At 71.0% G+C, this 16,267-nt stretch carries 16 protein-coding genes; 9 read left to right on the top strand and 7 right to left on the bottom strand.

Translation table 11 applies throughout. The annotated features are described in order from the left end of the window. Positions 1–83 precede the first annotated feature (83 nt). From dacB to ACFQ79_RS06300, 8 genes are all read left to right on the top strand, one after another. Positions 84–1,487, top strand: coding sequence for a D-alanyl-D-alanine carboxypeptidase/D-alanyl-D-alanine-endopeptidase (dacB, locus tag ACFQ79_RS06335; protein ID WP_383579701.1), 1,404 nt, complete (start codon positions 84–86; stop codon positions 1,485–1,487). A gap of 93 nt (positions 1,488–1,580) precedes the next feature. Next, on the top strand, positions 1,581–2,720 hold the full coding sequence (locus tag ACFQ79_RS06330; RefSeq protein ID WP_383579699.1) for a zinc-dependent metalloprotease: 1,140 nt from the start codon (positions 1,581–1,583) through the stop codon (positions 2,718–2,720). 208 nt (positions 2,721–2,928) lie between these two features. After that, the gene (gene tilS, locus ACFQ79_RS06325; RefSeq protein WP_383579697.1) at positions 2,929–3,948 is read left to right on the top strand and encodes a tRNA lysidine(34) synthetase TilS; all 1,020 of its coding nucleotides are present in this window, start codon (positions 2,929–2,931) and stop codon (positions 3,946–3,948) included. 41 nt (positions 3,949–3,989) lie between these two features. Continuing rightward, entirely contained in the window at positions 3,990–4,529 is a 540-nt protein-coding gene (hpt, locus tag ACFQ79_RS06320; protein ID WP_030219931.1) for a hypoxanthine phosphoribosyltransferase, read from the top strand. A gap of 172 nt (positions 4,530–4,701) precedes the next feature. Further along, positions 4,702–6,720 (top strand): ATP-dependent zinc metalloprotease FtsH, encoded by a 2,019-nt coding sequence (gene ftsH, locus ACFQ79_RS06315; protein WP_319316256.1) that lies wholly within the window; start codon positions 4,702–4,704, stop codon positions 6,718–6,720. A gap of 100 nt (positions 6,721–6,820) precedes the next feature. After that, positions 6,821–7,426 carry a GTP cyclohydrolase I FolE gene (gene folE / locus ACFQ79_RS06310; protein WP_383579694.1) on the top strand — a complete coding sequence of 202 codons (606 nt, stop codon included), beginning with the start codon at positions 6,821–6,823 and terminating at the stop codon, positions 7,424–7,426. Positions 7,427–7,495: 69 nt separating this feature from the next. Continuing rightward, positions 7,496–8,488, top strand: coding sequence for a hypothetical protein (locus ACFQ79_RS06305; protein ID WP_383579692.1), 993 nt, complete (start codon positions 7,496–7,498; stop codon positions 8,486–8,488). A gap of 56 nt (positions 8,489–8,544) precedes the next feature. Then, complete coding sequence (locus tag ACFQ79_RS06300; protein WP_383579690.1) at positions 8,545–9,075, top strand: SMI1/KNR4 family protein; 531 nt, start codon at positions 8,545–8,547, stop codon at positions 9,073–9,075. Positions 9,076–9,102: 27 nt separating this feature from the next. Here ACFQ79_RS06300 and ACFQ79_RS06295 read toward each other — a convergent pair whose 3' ends face one another. From ACFQ79_RS06295 to ACFQ79_RS06270, 6 genes are all read right to left on the bottom strand, one after another. After that, the gene (locus ACFQ79_RS06295) at positions 9,103–9,585 is read right to left on the bottom strand and encodes a DUF3180 domain-containing protein (RefSeq protein WP_383579688.1); all 483 of its coding nucleotides are present in this window, start codon (positions 9,583–9,585) and stop codon (positions 9,103–9,105) included. A 62-nt stretch (positions 9,586–9,647) separates the two neighbouring features. Continuing rightward, positions 9,648–10,247, bottom strand: coding sequence for a 2-amino-4-hydroxy-6-hydroxymethyldihydropteridine diphosphokinase (gene folK / locus ACFQ79_RS06290; RefSeq protein WP_383579686.1), 600 nt, complete (start codon positions 10,245–10,247; stop codon positions 9,648–9,650). Further along, complete coding sequence (folB, locus tag ACFQ79_RS06285; protein ID WP_056569486.1) at positions 10,244–10,603, bottom strand: dihydroneopterin aldolase; 360 nt, start codon at positions 10,601–10,603, stop codon at positions 10,244–10,246. Before folB ends, folK begins: the two co-directional genes overlap by 4 nt. 144 nt (positions 10,604–10,747) lie before the next feature. After that, on the bottom strand, positions 10,748–11,215 hold the full coding sequence (locus ACFQ79_RS06280) for a nuclear transport factor 2 family protein (RefSeq protein WP_383579684.1): 468 nt from the start codon (positions 11,213–11,215) through the stop codon (positions 10,748–10,750). Further along, on the bottom strand, positions 11,212–12,072 hold the full coding sequence (folP, locus tag ACFQ79_RS06275) for a dihydropteroate synthase (protein ID WP_383579683.1): 861 nt from the start codon (positions 12,070–12,072) through the stop codon (positions 11,212–11,214). Before folP ends, ACFQ79_RS06280 begins: the two co-directional genes overlap by 4 nt. 28 nt (positions 12,073–12,100) lie before the next feature. Then, positions 12,101–13,945 carry a phosphatidylglycerol lysyltransferase domain-containing protein gene (locus ACFQ79_RS06270; RefSeq protein ID WP_383579682.1) on the bottom strand — a complete coding sequence of 615 codons (1,845 nt, stop codon included), beginning with the start codon at positions 13,943–13,945 and terminating at the stop codon, positions 12,101–12,103. Between the two features lie 165 nt (positions 13,946–14,110). Between ACFQ79_RS06270 and ACFQ79_RS06265 the strand changes: the two genes are divergently transcribed. Next, a complete protein-coding gene (locus ACFQ79_RS06265; RefSeq protein ID WP_383579680.1) occupies positions 14,111–15,223 on the top strand; it encodes an alpha/beta hydrolase in 1,113 nt (370 codons plus the stop codon). A 13-nt stretch (positions 15,224–15,236) separates the two neighbouring features. Here the strand turns inward: ACFQ79_RS06265 and ACFQ79_RS06260 are convergent, their stop codons facing one another. Then, the gene (locus tag ACFQ79_RS06260; protein ID WP_383579679.1) at positions 15,237–16,244 is read right to left on the bottom strand and encodes an ABC transporter ATP-binding protein; all 1,008 of its coding nucleotides are present in this window, start codon (positions 16,242–16,244) and stop codon (positions 15,237–15,239) included. Positions 16,245–16,267 lie beyond the last annotated feature (23 nt).

The raw sequence follows: 16,267 nt of genomic DNA, 5'->3' as shown, positions 1-16,267 counted from the left end.
AACACAACTGAATGCTCGCGACGACGCGCGGTGATTAAGTGTCCCTCACGCACGTGTGTGATCGCGAAAGGGGCTGGTCAGCAATGCCCGAGCCGAGGATGTGGCAGCTCACGGCGGGCTCCGCCGCCCTCGGACTGGCCCTGGCCGCCGTGGCGGTGACCGCGGCAGGTCCGTGGGACTCCGGTCAGCGTACGGCGGAGCGGGCCCGCGCCGCCGCCCCGGCGGCGGGTGGCGCGCGTCACGCCCCGCCCCCCGCGCCCGCCCCGCCGAAGCGCCCCGCGCCCGCCCCGAGCGCCCCCGGAGTCCTCACCGCCCTGCACGCCCCGGCCCCCGCCGGCCGCCCCGCGGACCTCACCGCCCGCCTCGTACCGCTCCTCGCCGACCCCGGGCTCGGCCCGCTGCGCACGGCCTCCGTCGTCGACACCGCCACCGGCAGACAGCTGTACGGCGAGGGCGCCGGCACCCCCATGACCCCCGCGTCCACGGTCAAGATCGCCACCACCGCCGCCGCGCTCTCCGCCCTCGGCCCCGACCACCGCATCGCCACCACCGTCACCGCCGCCCCCGACGGCCGGACCGTCACCCTCACCGGCGGCGGCGACCCCACGCTCGACCCGGCCCGCCTCAAGGCCCTCGCGACCGACACCGCCCGCGCCCTCACCGCCCGCGGCCACACCTCCGTACGCCTCACCTACGACACGAACCTCTACCAGGGCCCCTCGATCCACCCCATCGGCCCCAACGAGAACCTCGCCCCCGTCGTCGCCCTCATGACCGGCGAAGGACGCCTCGACGACAGCGAGAGCGGCCCCGCACCCCGCACCGGCGACCCTGCGGGCGACACCGCCGCCGCCTTCGCCGGCCACCTCGCCGCCGCCGGCGTCAAGGTCACCGGCGACCCGGCCCCCGGCCGCACCCCGAAGGCCGCCCCCCTCGCCCGCACCTACTCCGCCCCCCTCGCCGACCTCGTCGAGCGCACCCTCACCCACAGCGACAACGACCTCGCCGAAGCCCTCGCCCGGCAGACCGCCCTCGCCCGCAAGAAGCCCGCGAGCTTCGACGGCGCCGCCCAGGCCGTCCGCGAGGAACTCACCCGCCTCGGCCTCCCCGTCGCCGGCGCCCGCTTCGCCGACGGCAGCGGACTCGACCGCCGCGACCGCGTCTCCGCCGCCCTCCTCACCGGACTCCTCACCCGAGCGGCCGACCCCGCCCGCCCCGCCCTGCGCCCGCTCCTCACCGGACTGCCGGTCGGCGGCTTCACCGGCACCCTCGCCGGCCGCTTCGACACCGCGCCCGCCACCGAGGGAGCCGGACTCGTCCGCGCCAAGACCGGCACCCTGACAGGCGTCAACACCCTCGCCGGGACCGTCGTCACCGCCGACGGCCGCCTCCTCGCCTTCGCGTTCCTCGCGGGCGGCACCCTCTCCCCGTACGAGGCACAGCCCGCCCTCGACCGTCTCTCCGCCGCCCTCGCCGCACAGGACTGACCCCCGCCCACCCCGTCACGGACACCGCCCCGACCCGCACGGAAGCCGTCCCGAACCCACCCCGAACAGCCTTCGAGACCGTACGGTTGACGCATGACGAGCATCGGTGGCGCAGGCACATCCGGGATGGTCGACTGGAACCTCGCGGTCGCGACCGCGACCCGCCTCGTGCGGCCCGGACCCGAAGTCAGCCGCGACGAGGCCCGCGAGGTCGTCGCCGAACTCCGCAAGCACGCCAAGGCCTCGGAGGAACATGTCCGGGCCTACACCCGGATGATCCCCGAGGGCATGGAACCTCACGACACGCCCGTCCTCGTCGTCGACCGGGCCGGCTGGATCAAGGCCAACGTCGCCGGCTTCCGCGAACTCCTCACCCCGCTCCTCGGCAAGATGCAGGACCGCCGCTCCACCACCCCGGGCAACGCCGTCCTCGGCGCCGTCGGCGGCAAGGTCACCGGCGTCGAACTCGGCATGCTCCTGTCGTTCCTCGCCTCCCGCATCCTCGGCCAGTACGAGACCTTCGCCCCCGCCACCCGCGACCTCCCCGCCGGCGCCAACGGCGGCGGACGCCTCCTCCTCGTCGCGCCCAACATCGTCCACGTCGAACGCGAACTCGAAGTCTCCCCCCACGACTTCCGGCTCTGGGTCTGCCTCCACGAGGAGACCCACCGCACCCAGTTCACCGCCGTCCCCTGGCTCCGCGACCACCTCCAGGGCGAAATCCAGTCGTTCCTCGCCGCCACCGACGTCGACCCCGGCACCGTCGTCGAACGCCTCCGCGAAGCCGCCCAGACCCTCGCCGGCGGCCGCCCCGAAGGCGAGGAGGGCGAACCCGCCCCCTCCCTCGTCGAACTCGTCCAGACCCCCGAGCAGCGCGAGATCCTCGGCCGCCTCACGGCCGTCATGTCCCTCCTCGAAGGCCACGCCGACTACGTGATGGACGGCGTCGGACCCCAGGTCGTGCCCTCCGTCGCCGAGATCCGCGAGAAGTTCCAGCAGCGCCGCGCCCGCGGCGCCTCCCGCCTCGACCTCGCCCTCCGCAAACTCCTCGGCCTCGACGCCAAGCTCCGCCAGTACCGCGACGGCGAGCGCTTCGTCCGCGCCGTCGTCGACCAGGTCGGCATGGACGGATTCAACCGCGTCTGGACCTCGCCCAACACGCTCCCCACCAAGACCGAGATCGCCGCCCCCGCCGACTGGATCGCGAGGGTGCACCGTAGGGCAGACTCGTGAGACAGGTGCGGCACACGGCACAGGAACACGTCGCAACACCCCGCCAATCACCCATCCGAGGGACCCTGGGCATGGGGTGAGGCGTGCAATGCTCGGGTAACGGCCGGGTTTCTGTCACCATCGACGCACTCTGAGTGACCGAACCCCCCATTCCGACCGTTAAGACTCCGACCGAGGCACCCCACCCCATTCACGAAGGGCACCGGACATGGGTCCCCATCCTGCGGTCGCGGCGATACGCCTGGCGGTCCGCCGCGTACTCCACGACGTTCTCACCGAGCACCAGACCGACCCCGCCCCCGCACGCGACGCACACACCCCCCTCGTGCTCGTCGCCTGCTCCGGAGGCGCCGACTCCATGGCGCTCGCCTCCGCCCTCGCCTTCGAGGCCCGCAAGCTTCCCGTGCGCGCCGGCGGCATCACCGTCGACCACGGACTCCAGGACGGCTCCGACACCCGCGCGGGCGAGGTCGTCGCCCGCATGACCGCCCTCGGCCTCACCCCCTCCGAGGCCGTCGCCGTCACCGTCGGCCGCGAAGGAGGACCCGAGGCCGCCGCACGCGACGCGCGGTACGCGGCCCTCGACGCCGCCGCCGAACGCCACGGAGCCACCGCGATCCTCCTCGGCCACACCCGCGACGACCAAGCGGAAACCGTCCTGCTCGGGCTCGCCCGCGGCTCCGGCATCCGCTCGCTCTCCGGCATGGCCGCGATCTCCGGCGCCTCCGGCCGCTACCGGCGCCCCTTCCTCCAGCTCGACCGCCAGACCGTCCGCAAGGCCTGCGTCGCACAGGAACTCGCCGTCTGGGACGACCCCCACAACAGCGACCCCGCCTACACCCGCTCCAGGCTCCGCCACGAAGGCCTCCCCGCCCTCGAGAAGGCCCTCGGCAAGGGCGTCGTCGAAGCCCTCGCCCGAACGGCCCAGCTCTCCCGCGACGACGCCGACGCCCTCGACACCTGGGCCGCCGACGCCGAGACCCGCGTACGCGACGAGGCGGGCGCCCTGGAGTGCGCCAAGCTCTACGGCCTGCCCCCCGCCGTACGCCGCCGCGTCCTGCGCCGCGCCGTCATCGCCGAGGGCGCACCCGCCGGTTCCCTCTTCGCCCGCCACATCGAAGAAGTCGACCGGCTCATCACCGGCTGGCGCGGCCAAGGGGCCATCAACCTGCCCGGCCGCGTCGAAGCCCGTCGTCAGGGTGGCAGACTGGTCATCCGGCAAGGCTGACGCACGCTGCAACGAAAGTGACCCGGGTGAACGAGAAGGACATGGGCACCGACCTCCAGTCGGTGCTCATCACCAAGGAAGAGATCGACGCCAAGCTGGCAGAGCTGGCCGCGAAGATCGACGCGGAATACGCGGGCAAGGACCTGCTCATCGTCGGCGTCCTCAAGGGCGCGGTGATGGTGATGGCGGATCTGGCTCGCGCCCTTTCCACCCCCGTCACCATGGACTGGATGGCCGTGTCCTCCTACGGCGCCGGCACCCAGTCCTCGGGCGTCGTCAGAATCCTCAAGGACCTCGACACCGACATCAAGGGCAAGCACGTCCTGATCGTCGAGGACATCATCGACTCCGGCCTGACCCTGTCCTGGCTCCTGTCGAACCTCGGCTCGCGCGAGCCCGCCTCCCTGGAGGTCTGCACGCTGCTCCGCAAGCCCGAGGCCGCGAAGGTCGCGATCGACGTCAAGTGGATCGGTTTCGACATCCCCAACGAGTTCGTCGTGGGCTACGGCCTCGACTACGCCGAGAAGTACCGGAACCTTCCGTTCGTCGGCACGCTCGCCCCGCACGTCTACGGCGGCTGAACACCAGCGCCGTACGGGGAACCCGCACCGCCTTCCCCCCGTTGAACCACGGGAAGGCGGTCGCGGGCGACGATGCTGAGGTACCGTCCGAAGAACAGCTTTTTCACACAGCAGCTCTCACAGCAGCATTTTCCTACGGGCAGGAGGGACGGGGCGTTCTCGCTCCGTATGGATGGACGTGAAGCGATACTTCCGTGGGCCGGTCATGTGGATCGTGCTGGCCGTCCTCGCCGTGGTCGTGCTGATGCAGGTCGTCGGCTCGTCCGAGGGCTACAAGACGGTGGACACCGGCAAGGTCGTCCAGGCGATCGACAAGAACCAGGTCAAGCAGGCAAAGGTCACCACCGGTGACGAGCAGATCATCAAGATCGAGCTCGTCGACGGTCAGAAGATCGACAACAGCAGCAAGGTCCAGGCCAGCTACATCGGCTCCCAGGGCGTCGACGTCGCCGACAAGCTGCAGGAGAAGTTCGAGGCCGGGCAGATCGAGAAGGGCTACACCGTCTCCCCGACGAAGCAGTCGCCCTTCGTCTCGATCCTGCTCTCCCTCCTCCCCTTCGTCCTCATCGTGGTCGTCTTCCTCTTCCTGATGAACCAGATGCAGGGCGGCGGCTCCCGCGTCATGCAGTTCGGCAAGTCCAAGGCGAAGCTCATCACCAAGGACACGCCGAAGACCACCTTCGCCGACGTCGCGGGCTCGGACGAGGCCGTCGAGGAACTCCACGAGATCAAGGAGTTCCTCCAGGAGCCGGCCAAGTTCCAGGCCGTCGGCGCCAAGATCCCCAAGGGCGTCCTGCTCTACGGCCCGCCCGGAACCGGCAAGACGCTCCTCGCGCGCGCCGTCGCCGGCGAGGCCGGGGTGCCGTTCTACTCGATCTCCGGCTCCGACTTCGTCGAGATGTTCGTCGGCGTCGGCGCCTCCCGGGTCCGTGACCTCTTCGAGCAGGCCAAGGCCAACGCACCCGCCATCGTCTTCGTCGACGAGATCGACGCCGTCGGACGCCACCGCGGCGCCGGCCTCGGCGGCGGCCACGACGAGCGCGAGCAGACCCTCAACCAGCTGCTCGTCGAGATGGACGGCTTCGACGTGAAGGGCGGCGTCATCCTGATCGCCGCCACGAACCGGCCCGACATCCTCGACCCCGCCCTCCTGCGCCCCGGACGCTTCGACCGGCAGATCGCCGTCGACCGCCCGGACATGCAGGGCCGTCTGGAGATCCTCAAGGTCCACCAGAAGGGCAAGCCGGTCGCACCGGACGTCGACCTCGGCGCCGTCGCCCGACGCACCCCCGGCTTCACCGGCGCGGACCTCTCCAACGTCCTCAACGAGGCGGCGCTCCTCACCGCCCGCAGCGACCAGAAGCTGATCGACAACGCGGCACTGGACGAGGCGATCGACCGAGTGGTCGCGGGCCCGCAGAAGCGGACCCGGATCATGTCGGACAAGGAGAAGAAGATCACCGCGTACCACGAGGGCGGCCACGCCCTCGTCGCGGCGGCCTCGCCGAACTCCGACCCCGTCCACAAGATCACCATCCTGTCCCGCGGCCGCGCCCTGGGCTACACGATGGTCCTGCCGGACGAGGACAAGTACTCGACCACCCGCAACGAGATGCTCGACCAGCTGGCGTACATGCTGGGCGGCCGTGCGGCGGAGGAACTGGTCTTCCACGACCCGACCACCGGCGCCGCCAACGACATCGAGAAGGCCACGGCCACGGCCCGCGCGATGGTCACCCAGTACGGCATGACCGAGCGTCTCGGCGCGATCAAGTTCGGTGGCGACAACACCGAGCCCTTCCTCGGCCGTGAGATGGCGCACCAGCGCGACTACTCGGAAGAGGTCGCGGCGCTGGTCGACGAAGAGGTCAAGAAGCTCATCGAGACCGCGCACAACGAGGCCTGGGAGATCCTCGTCGAGAACCGCGACATTCTCGACAACCTGGTCCTCGCCCTGCTGGAGAAGGAGACGCTGGGCAAGGAGGAGATCGCCGAGATCTTCACCCCCATCGTCCGGCGCCCGGCCCGCCCGGCCTGGACCGGCTCCTCCCGCCGTACCCCGTCCACGCGTCCGCCGGTGCTCTCCCCCAAGGAGCTCGCCCTGACGAACACGGCGAACGGCTCGGCGACCCCCGCGGTCGACACCACGAAGGGCATCGAGATCGCCCCGGTGGACACCCCGGAGGACTGACCGTCCCGCACCCCCGGAATGGCTGCCGCGCCCCCACAGGTTTTAGCCTGTGGGGGCGCGGCATTTCGCGCACATCAGTCAGACGGAACGAGGCACAGAGATGACCGACCCGGTGACGCTGGACGGCGAGGGCACGATCGGCGAGTTCGACGAGAAGCGCGCCGAGGCAGCCGTACGCGAGCTCCTCATCGCGGTCGGCGAGGACCCGGACCGCGAGGGTCTGCAGCAGACGCCGGCGCGGGTGGCGCGGGCGTACAAGGAACTGTTCGCGGGGCTGTGGCAGAAGCCTGAGGACGTCCTGACGACGACGTTCGACCTGGGACACGACGAGATGGTCCTGGTGAAGGACATCGAGCTGACAGCCACCTGTGAGCATCATTTGCTCCCATTTCATGGCGTAGCCCACATTGGTTACATTCCGGCTGAATCGGGCAAGATCACCGGACTGTCCAAGCTGGCGCGCCTCGTCGACGTCTTCGCCCGCCGCCCGCAGGTGCAGGAGCGCCTGACGACGCAGATCGCCGACTCGCTGATGCGCATCCTCGATGCCCGTGGTGCGATCGTCGTCATCGAGGCCGAGCACATGTGCATGGCTTTGCGCGGCGTCCGCAAGCCGGGCGCGAAGACGACCACCTCGGCGGTACGTGGTCAACTTCGTGACGCTACCACCCGGGCTGAGGCTATGTCCCTGATATTGGCCCGTTAGTAGCGAGCTGTCCTTCTTGCTCCATACCGTCCTTGATCAGTGAAGTTAATCGCTGATCAAGGGGGCGGTATGGGGTACGGGCCGACCAGCAAGATGCTGGTGAACCTGGTGGGCGGCTGTGTCCAGGCGAAGAACGTGACGCTGGGCAGCACCATGTGGACGCTGGACGGGGACCGGACGGTACGGACCACGGTCGCGGGCGTGACGGCGGTGAAGGGACGGGCGGCGGTGGATGTGGTCACGGACCGCATCACCTTCACCGCCAGTCCGGACCTGCTGCTGGCCGGGCCGGACGGGTGGACGCCCGCCGCGTATGCGACGGGGCGGACGATCGCCTGGACGCATGCGAAGAAGCTGTGCCGCGAGCGGCTGACGATCAGGCCGGGGTACGAGTTCGGCTACTTCGTGGGTGCCACGTGTGCCGACGGCACGGTGGGCAAGAACTATGTGTCGCTGGTCGTGAACGAGGAGTGGTTTGCGTCCCGGTACGCGACCGCACTGAGGGCCTGCATGGGGCTGTCTGCCCGACTGGAAGCGGTGACCCGGCCATCTGGCTATCTGAAGCGTGATCTGCCCGGTTTCCGCGTGCGGGTGGTCTCTTCTTACCTGTCCGACGCGATGCGGCACTTCGTGGGTGGAGATGCCCACCACATGCGGCAGGGATGTCCGCGAGTGGTGTTGAGGGACATCGACACTCTTCAAGGGTTCCTCGACGGATACATCGACGGTGACGGCTACAACGTCAAGCACGCTCATGGACGAATGATTGCGAGCAGCAACGTCCCTTTCCTGGAAGAGCTGGCGCAGATCATCGGAGCGCGATTCACGCCCTCAAAGCAAGGGCTCGTCTCGCAGCTCTACGTGTCGAATCGCTGGGCAGACCGCAACACCTTCCACCCTGAGCACCACTCCCTCCACCCGCCCGAGTCCTCCTGGATCAAGGTTCAGGAAGTCCGCCCCCGCCCCGCCCTCGGCGCCAAGCCCTTCACCTTCTACAGCTACCGGCTCGCCCCGTACCCCACCTTCCTGGTGAACGGGCACCTCGTGCGCGAGGCCTGGTAGTGCCTGGGCCGGGCCCGGCAGGCGGTGGTGTCAGTGAAGGCGGCTAGCCTGCGCGGATGATCGAGACGTTCGGCGGCGACCGCCGCTTTCCTGACGCGTTGGCCGCTGTCGCCCGGGTCGAGTTCGACTACGGCGAAGAGGGTGAGGGCGTCGACTTCGAGCCGTACAACGCCTTCGACTCCGCCGAGGAGACCACTGACTGGCTCCGGCATTGGACCGGCAACCACGCGCTCGACGGCGGTGACTACAGCGTCTTCGGGCAGGACGGGACCGGAGGTCTCGCGGCGATCTGGTGGGTGCGGCCGGGGCAGCCGCTTGTCGAGCAGCCCGTGGTGTTTATGGGGTCGGAGGGCGAACGCGGTGTGGTCGCCGGGAACCTGTCCGACTTCCTGTGGGTGCTCGCCGACGGCTTCGGGCCGATGGAGGCTGCTCTGTACGTGGAGCGGGAGGCGCGGCCGGATCCGGACCTGGCCGATCTGGCCGGGCGATTCGCGACCACGCCGCGCCGGGCTGCTCGGGAGATCGTCGGAGAGGCGCAGGCCGAGTTCGCGAGTTTCTCGGAGGATCTCGACGAGCTCTGCCGCTGAGTGCGGGAGTTCTCGCCGTACGGGGCGCTAGACCCGGGCCTTGCCCGGGCCCTCGTCGTCGTCTTCCGGGAGTTTGCAGATGCGCTCCAGGAAGAGGGCGGCCGCGATGACGGCGATGCCCGCCGCTACCGAGAAGGCCGCGTAGAGGGCCTGGTCGCGGCGGGCCGGGACGTCGAGGAAGCCCAGGAGGTAGACGCCCGTGCCGCCGTACATGCCGGCGACGAGGGCGGCCACCAGGGCGCTCGCCTGGCCGAAGACCACCGCGCGGGCCGCCATCAGGGGTTCGACGCCCTTGGCGCCGGGGCGGCGCTCGCGCTGGGCCTTGAGGCGGACGCGGATGGAGAGGGCGGTCGCGGTGAGGACGGCCGCGATCACGGCGAGGACGATGGGCGCGGCGATCGGCACGCTGGGCAGGGTGCCGACCGCGTCCCAGAGCCGTGCGGCGCCCCAGGAGAGGACGCCGGCCACGAGGAACAGTCCGGCGAGCACCTTCAGCCGCAGTTGTTTCACCGGTGTCCTTCTCCTGGTCGTCGGTCGTGCTCCGCTGTGCGGTCTGCCACGAAGCGTAACGACTACTCGGGCAGACGGAGTTCCAGGTCGGCGCGGCGGGCGATGCCTTCGTCGCCGAGGGTGGCGAGGAGTGCGGCGACGGTGCCGTGGCCGGGGAGCTGGGCTTCGGGGTCCACGTCGTGCCAGGGGGCGAGGACGAAGGCGCGCTGGTGGGCGCGGGGGTGCGGGAGGGTGAGGACGGGGTCGTCGGAGACGACGTCCGCGTAGGCGACGATGTCGACGTCGATGGTGCGGGCGCCCCAGCGCTCCTCGCGGACGCGGTGGAAGGCCTCCTCGACGGCGTGGGCGCGCTCCAGGAGGGAGGAGGGCGGCAGTGTCGTCTTCACGAGCGCGACGGCGTTGAAGTACGAGGGCTGGGTGTCGGGGTCGACGCCCCAGGGCTCCGTCTCGTACACGGGGGAGACGGCCTTGACCCGGAGGCCCGGGGTGTCGGCGAGGGCGTCGACGGCCCCCTGGAGGGTCTCCAGGCGGTTGCCGAGGTTGGCGCCGAGGGCCACGACGGCCCAGCGGGGGTTGGACAGCGTCGTGTCGGCGGCGTCGACGGTGGCGACGACGGAGGCCGGTACGGGCTGGACGGTGGGGTCGCTCTGCATCGGCTTCATCGTCGGCTCCGGGTGATCGTGATGGTCACGTCGTCGAACGGCACGGTGATGGGCGCGTCCGGTTTGTGGACGACGACCTCCACCTCTTGTACCCCGGCGTGGCTGAGGCATTGCTGTGCGATGCGCTCGGCGAGCGTTTCGATGAGGTCGACGGGCTCGCCCTGGACGACGTCGACGACCTCTTCGGCGACGATCCCGTAGTGCACGGTCTTCGTCAGGTCGTCGTCGGCGGCCGCCGGGCGGGTGTCCAGGCCGAGGACCAGGTCCACGATGAAGGTCTGGCCTTCCTCGCGCTCCTTGGGGAAGACGCCGTGGTGGCCCCGGGCCTTGAGGCCGCGCAGCGCGACACGATCCACGCGAATCACTCCTGCTGTCGTAGTTCGGTGGCCACGCAGCCGGGTGCGGACGGCCGGGTGTCCAGCATCGAATCTACCTGCGGGGACCGACAGGGCTTGCCTGTGGGGGCCGTGGGCGGGTCCGCGGGGTGGGTGGCGGAGTGGTCACGGGGTGTCGCCGCCGGGCTCCTCTTCCGGTGTCTCCTCGGTGTCCGTGAGGACCGGGGAGGCGTGGTGGGACCAGATCCGCCAGCCGTCGGGTGTGTGGCGGAACACATTGGTGGCGACGACGAGCTGTCCGACGAGGGGGCCCAGTTCGGCGCCCTCCTCGGCGGGGCCGCCGCTGAGGATGTTCTCGGTGCAGGTGACGACGGCGGTGTGGCCGGCGAGGGAGATCTTGAGGTCGGTGAGGAAGAACTGGATGTACTCGGTGTTCGCCATGATCAGCGCGTACGAGCGGAGCACCTCGCCGCGGCCGGTGAGGACGGGCCAGCCGGGGTGGACGCAGGTGATGGGGGTGGCTCCGTCGTCGAGCCAGAGTGCCGAGACGCCCTCGAAGTCGCCGGTCTCCATCGCCTCGTAGAAGGCGGTGTTGGCGGCTTCGACGGCCGCCTCGTCGGCGCTGCGGCTCACGCGGCTCCCTCGACGGCGCGGGCGACGCGTACGGCGTCGGCGGTGGCCCGGACCTCGTGGACGCGGACGGCCCACGCGCCCGCGTGTGCGGCGAGGGCGGAGACGGCGGCGGTGGCGGCGTCGCGTTCGCGCGCGGGCGGCGGCGAGGCGCCCTCGCGGGCGAGGACGTGGCCGAGGAACCGCTTGCGGGAGGCGGCGACGAGGAGGGGGCGGCCGAGGGCGCGGAGTTCGGGGAGGTGGGCGACGAGGGCGAGGTCGTGGGGGGCGAGCTTGGCGAAGCCGAGGCCGGGGTCGACGACGATGCGTTCGGGGTCGATGCCGCCGTCGATGACGGCTTCGAGGCGGGTGCGGAGTTCGCCGACGACCTCGGTGACGACGTCGTCGTACACGGCGAGGCTGTTCATGTCCTGGCTGAATCCGCGCCAGTGCATGACGACGAAGGGGACTTCGGCGGCGGCGACGGCGGGGACCATGGCGGGGTCGGCGAGGCCGCCGCTGACGTCGTTGACGAGGAGGGCGCCGGCTTCGACGGCGCGGGCGGCGACGCGGGCGCGCATGGTGTCGACGGAGACGGTGACGCCTTCGGCGGCGAGGCCGCGGACGACGGGGACGACGCGGCGGAGTTCTTCCTCCTCGTCGACGCGGCTGGCGCCGGGCCGGGTGGACTCGCCGCCGACGTCGACGAGGTCGGCGCCCTCGGCGACGAGGTCGAGGCCGTGTTTGACGGCGGCCGTGGTGTCGAACCAGCGGCCGCCGTCGGAGAAGGAGTCGGGGGTCACGTTGACCACGCCCATGACCGCGCAGCGGTCCCACTCCGGCAGGCCCCGGGGGGTGCCCCGGTCGATCGTCGTACTCATGCGTCCAGCGTAGGGCCCAGGGGCGGCATCAGGCCGCGCGGACCTCGCGCTCGGCGGGGGTGGGGACGATGTGGGCGCAGGGGCGCGGGGCGGGGGCGGGGCGCCTGCGGGTGAAGGGGCGGGGCAGCGCGAGGTTCACGAAGCCTTCGGCCTGCATGGCGGCGAAGCCGATGCGGGGGAGGTCGCGGCTCTTGCGGTAGACGACGAAGCGGGGTTCCCAGCGGGGCTGGAACTTGGCGTTGAACTTGTACAGCGACTCGATCTGGAACCAGCGGGAGAGGAAGACGAGGAGTCCGCGCCAGACGCGCAGGACGGGTCCTGCGCCGATCTTCTCGCCGCGGGCGAGGGCCGAGCGGAACATGGCGAAGTTGAGGGACACGCGTGCGATGCCGAGGCCGGGGGAGGCCTGGAGGGCGGCGACGATGAGGAGCTCGTTCATGCCGGGGTCGGCGGAGCGGTCGCGGCGCATGAGTTCGAGGGACATGCCGTCCGGGCCCCAGGGGACGAAGTGGATGATCGCCTTGAGGTCGCCGTAGGCGGAGTCGGGGTCGTCTCCGGCGTCGGTCTTGTGGGCGGTCGCTATGACGGCGTCGCCGTCGCCGGGGGCGCCGATGCGGCCGAGGGCCATGGAGAAGCCGCGTTCGGTGTCGGTGCCGCGCCAGTCGGCGGCGGCGCGGCGGACGTGTTCGAGTTCGGCGTCGTCGAGGTCACGGACGCGGCGGACCCGGGTGGTGTAGCCGTTGCGTTCGATGCGCTTGACCATTTGCCGGACGTTGCGCATGGCCCGTCCGGAGAGGGAGAAATCCGCGACGTCGACGACCGCCTCGTCGCCGAGTTCGAGGGCGTCGAGGCCGGTCTCGCGGGTCCAGACCTGGCCGCCGGTCTCGGAGCAGCCCATGACGGCGGGGGTCCAGGAGTGGGCCTTGGCCTCGTCCATGAAGCGTTCGATGGCGCCGGGCCAGGCTTCGACGTCGCCGATGGGGTCGCCGCTGGCGAGCATGACGCCGGAGACGACGCGGTAGCAGACGGCGGCCTTTCCGCTGGGGGAGAAGACGACGCCCTTGTCGCGGCGGAGTGCGAAGTGGCCGAGGGAGTCGCGGCCGCCGTGCTGGTCGAGGAGGGCGCGGAGGCGGATCTCGTCCTCGTCGGTGAGGCGGGCGGCGGGGTGCTCGGGGCGGAAGGCGAGGTAGATGGTGGTGAGGGCGGTGAGCATGCCGAGGGCGCCGAGGGAGTAGCCGACGGTCCAGTCGACGCCGTTGCTGTAGCCGACGGGGCCTTCGACGCCGAAGAGTCCGTAGAGGACGTGTTCGAGGCGGTCGGCGAGGCTGGGGCTGCCGATGACGCGGCGGGGGTGGGCGCTGACGATGACGAGGCCGAGGGCGAGGGATCCGGCGCCCATGAGGACGAAGTTGGCGAGTGCGCGCCAGCGGCTGCGTGGGTCGGGCAGGGCGGCGAACTCGCCGCGGTGGCGCAGGAGGAGTGTGAGGAGTACGAGGGAGAGGAGGGCGCCGAGGACGGAGTGGCGCCAGACGAACTGGGCGGCGGCGCCGAGGGGGAGGAGGACGACGGCGGCGCGCCAGGCGCGGCGCTTGTGCCGCTTGAGGCCGTGGGCGAGGAGCAGCAGGAGGACGCCGGCGCTGAGGGAGAGGGCGGCGGAGAGGGGGCCGAGGGTGCCGGGGAGGACCTCGGCCACGGCGTGCATCCGGCTGGCGCGGAAGCGGGGGAAGACGCCGGCGGCGATGTCGATGAGGCCGATCAGGGTGCAGGCGGTGCCGACGAGTGCGGGGACCTTCTCGGGGCGGGGGCCGCGGAGAATCCGGCGTACTCGAACCGGAACCAATCCGGATTTGTCCCCATCTACTGTGACAGACATGGCTTCCCGTGCTTCCCGTGGTCCTGCGAAGGGTCCTTGACTCCGGTCGGGCCCTGCGGCGCATTCGGCGGGCCGTACCGGTTGGTGCGCCTTCTAGGACGGAGCCGTGCGGAGTCGGGTTCATCGGTCCACAGGAAATTCTCAGAAAGAAGGCTCGGTCGTCCCATGGGTCTCACCAGCAGCAAAGTCCTCGTGGTGGCGGTCGTGCTTGCCGTGGCGTTGTTCCTCGTCACGGTCTGGTTCTGGCCTCGGCTGGCGCGGCGTGGCTGGCGCGCGGTGGTGGGGCGGATCGGGCTGCTGCTGATGACGCAGCTGGCGCTGTTCGCCGCGGTGGGCCTGACGGCGAACCGTTCCTTCCTCTTCTACGGCTCGTGGGCCGACCTGTTCGGGCAGGAGCAGGACATGGGCGTGGTCGTCGACCACGCGGCCGGTTCGAAGGACATCAAGGTGGTGGGGACGCAGGGGCTCGACGTGCCGGGCGGCGGCCGTCCGACGACCGCCGGCCAGATACAGAAGGTCGTCGTGGCGGGGGAGCGGTCCGGGATCGTCTCGCCGGCCTATGTGTATCTGCCGCCGGAGTACTTCCAGGCGAAGTACGCCAAGCGCACCTTTCCGGCCACGGTGGTGCTGACGGGGTATCCGGGCACGGCGGAGAACCTGATCAAAGGGCTGAAGTACCCGAAGACGGCCTACCTCCAGGCGAAGGAGGGCCGGATGCAGCCGATGATCCTCGTGATGCTCCGCCCGACGGTGGCGCCGCCGCGGGACACCGAGTGCGTGGACATCCCGGGTGGTCCGCAGACGGAGACCTTCTTCGCGGAGGATCTGCCGAAGGCGGTCTCGGAGACGTACCGGGTGGGCATGAAGCCCCGCAACTGGGGCTTCATGGGGAGCTCCACCGGCGGGTACTGCGCGCTGAAGATCGCCCTGCACCATCCCGACCGGTTCGCCGCCGGGGTGGGACTGTCCGCGTACTACCGGGCGGCGGAGGACGTGACGACCGGCGATCTCTTCCACGGGGACGACAGCCTGCGCAAGCGGGGCGACCTGCTGTGGAGCCTGGACCACCGGCCGCAGGGCCCGTCGTCGTTCCTGGTGTCGACGTCGAAGCGGGGCGAGGGCAACCGGCGGGCGACGCTCGACTTCATCAAGAAGGTGAAGAGCCCGGCGAAGGTCTCGTCGATCACGCTGGAGAGCGGCGGCCACAACTTCAACACGTGGAACCGCGAGATCCCGCCGGGGCTGGTCTGGATGAGCGGCAAGCTCAGCGCGACCTGAGTCCGAGCCGTGCTCAGGAGGCCGGGGCCGGGGCGGAGGCCGACGCCCGGCGCAGGGCGCGGTGGACGCCCTCCGGGGTGAGGACGCCGAGCGGCCGGCCGTCCTCGCCGGTGACGGTGAGCCGGCCCGTGTCGTGCTGGAGGAGTACGGCGAGGGCGTCCTTGAGCGAGGTCCCGAGCGGGACGGGGTCGGGGGCGCCGTCGCGGCTCGGGGTCTTGTCCGTCACCGCGGGACCTCCCGCCGGTACGGGGTCGAGGTCGGCCTCCGTGACGGGGGTGACCGCGAGCCGCTTCAGGCCGCGGTCGCTGCCGACGAAGTCCGCGACGTACGGGGTGGCGGGGGCGCCGAGGACGGTGGCGGGCGCGTCGAACTGCTCGATGCGGCCCTGCCCGTAGACCGCCATGCGGTCGCCCATGCGGACGGCCTCCTCGATGTCGTGGGTGACGAGGAGGACGGTCTTGCGGACGGTGGCCTGGAGGGCGAGGAACTCGTTCTGGAGGCGCTCGCGGACCACCGGGTCGACGGCGCCGAACGGTTCGTCCATGAGGAGGACCGGCGGGTCCGCGGCGAGGGCGCGGGCCACGCCGACGCGCTGGCGCTGACCGCCGGAGAGCTGCGCGGGGTAGCGGGAGCCGTAGACGGCCGGGTCGAGGCCGACGAGGTCGAGGAGTTCGGCGGCACGCGCGCGTGCCGCCGCCTTCTTCCAGCCGAGGAGGGCGGGGACGGTCGCGGTGTTGTCGAGGACCGTGCGGTGGGGGAAGAGCCCGACCTGCTGGATGACGTAGCCGATCTTGCGGCGCAGGGCGACGGGGTCGACGTCGGCGATGTCCTCGCCGTCGACGAGGACACGGCCGGAGGTCGGCTCGACCAGCCGGTTCACCATCATCATCGTGGTCGTCTTGCCGCACCCGGACGGTCCGACCAGGGTGACGAGTTCGCCCTCCGCCACCTCGAAGGAGAGGTCGTCGACGGCGGTGGTGCCGTCCGGGTACCGCTTGGTCACGTGCTCGAACCGGATCATGGTTCCCCATTCTGGCCCCTGGA

The organism is Streptomyces sp. NPDC056480, from assembly GCF_042795405.1.
Classification (GTDB): Bacteria; Actinomycetota; Actinomycetes; order Streptomycetales; family Streptomycetaceae; genus Streptomyces.
The sequence above is the reverse complement of the archived record's forward strand: the minus strand, read 5'-3'. Positions and strand labels throughout refer to the sequence as shown.

What these genes read in the sequence shown, in the direction of transcription:
- dacB (WP_383579701.1), top strand. Translation starts at nt 84, where the DNA reads ATGCCCGAGCCGAGGATGTGGCAGCTCACGGCGGGCTCCGCCGCCCTC.
- ACFQ79_RS06330 (WP_383579699.1), top strand. Translation starts at nt 1,581, where the DNA reads ATGACGAGCATCGGTGGCGCAGGCACATCCGGGATGGTCGACTGGAAC.
- tilS (WP_383579697.1), top strand. Translation starts at nt 2,929, where the DNA reads ATGGGTCCCCATCCTGCGGTCGCGGCGATACGCCTGGCGGTCCGCCGC.
- hpt (WP_030219931.1), top strand. Translation starts at nt 3,990, where the DNA reads ATGGGCACCGACCTCCAGTCGGTGCTCATCACCAAGGAAGAGATCGAC.
- ftsH (WP_319316256.1), top strand. Translation starts at nt 4,702, where the DNA reads ATGGACGTGAAGCGATACTTCCGTGGGCCGGTCATGTGGATCGTGCTG.
- folE (WP_383579694.1), top strand. Translation starts at nt 6,821, where the DNA reads ATGACCGACCCGGTGACGCTGGACGGCGAGGGCACGATCGGCGAGTTC.
- ACFQ79_RS06305 (WP_383579692.1), top strand. Translation starts at nt 7,496, where the DNA reads ATGGGGTACGGGCCGACCAGCAAGATGCTGGTGAACCTGGTGGGCGGC.
- ACFQ79_RS06300 (WP_383579690.1), top strand. Translation starts at nt 8,545, where the DNA reads ATGATCGAGACGTTCGGCGGCGACCGCCGCTTTCCTGACGCGTTGGCC.
- folK (WP_383579686.1), bottom strand. Translation starts at nt 10,247, where the DNA reads ATGAAGCCGATGCAGAGCGACCCCACCGTCCAGCCCGTACCGGCCTCC.
- folP (WP_383579683.1), bottom strand. Translation starts at nt 12,072, where the DNA reads ATGAGTACGACGATCGACCGGGGCACCCCCCGGGGCCTGCCGGAGTGG.
- ACFQ79_RS06270 (WP_383579682.1), bottom strand. Translation starts at nt 13,945, where the DNA reads ATGTCTGTCACAGTAGATGGGGACAAATCCGGATTGGTTCCGGTTCGA.
- ACFQ79_RS06265 (WP_383579680.1), top strand. Translation starts at nt 14,111, where the DNA reads ATGGGTCTCACCAGCAGCAAAGTCCTCGTGGTGGCGGTCGTGCTTGCC.
- ACFQ79_RS06260 (WP_383579679.1), bottom strand. Translation starts at nt 16,244, where the DNA reads ATGATCCGGTTCGAGCACGTGACCAAGCGGTACCCGGACGGCACCACC.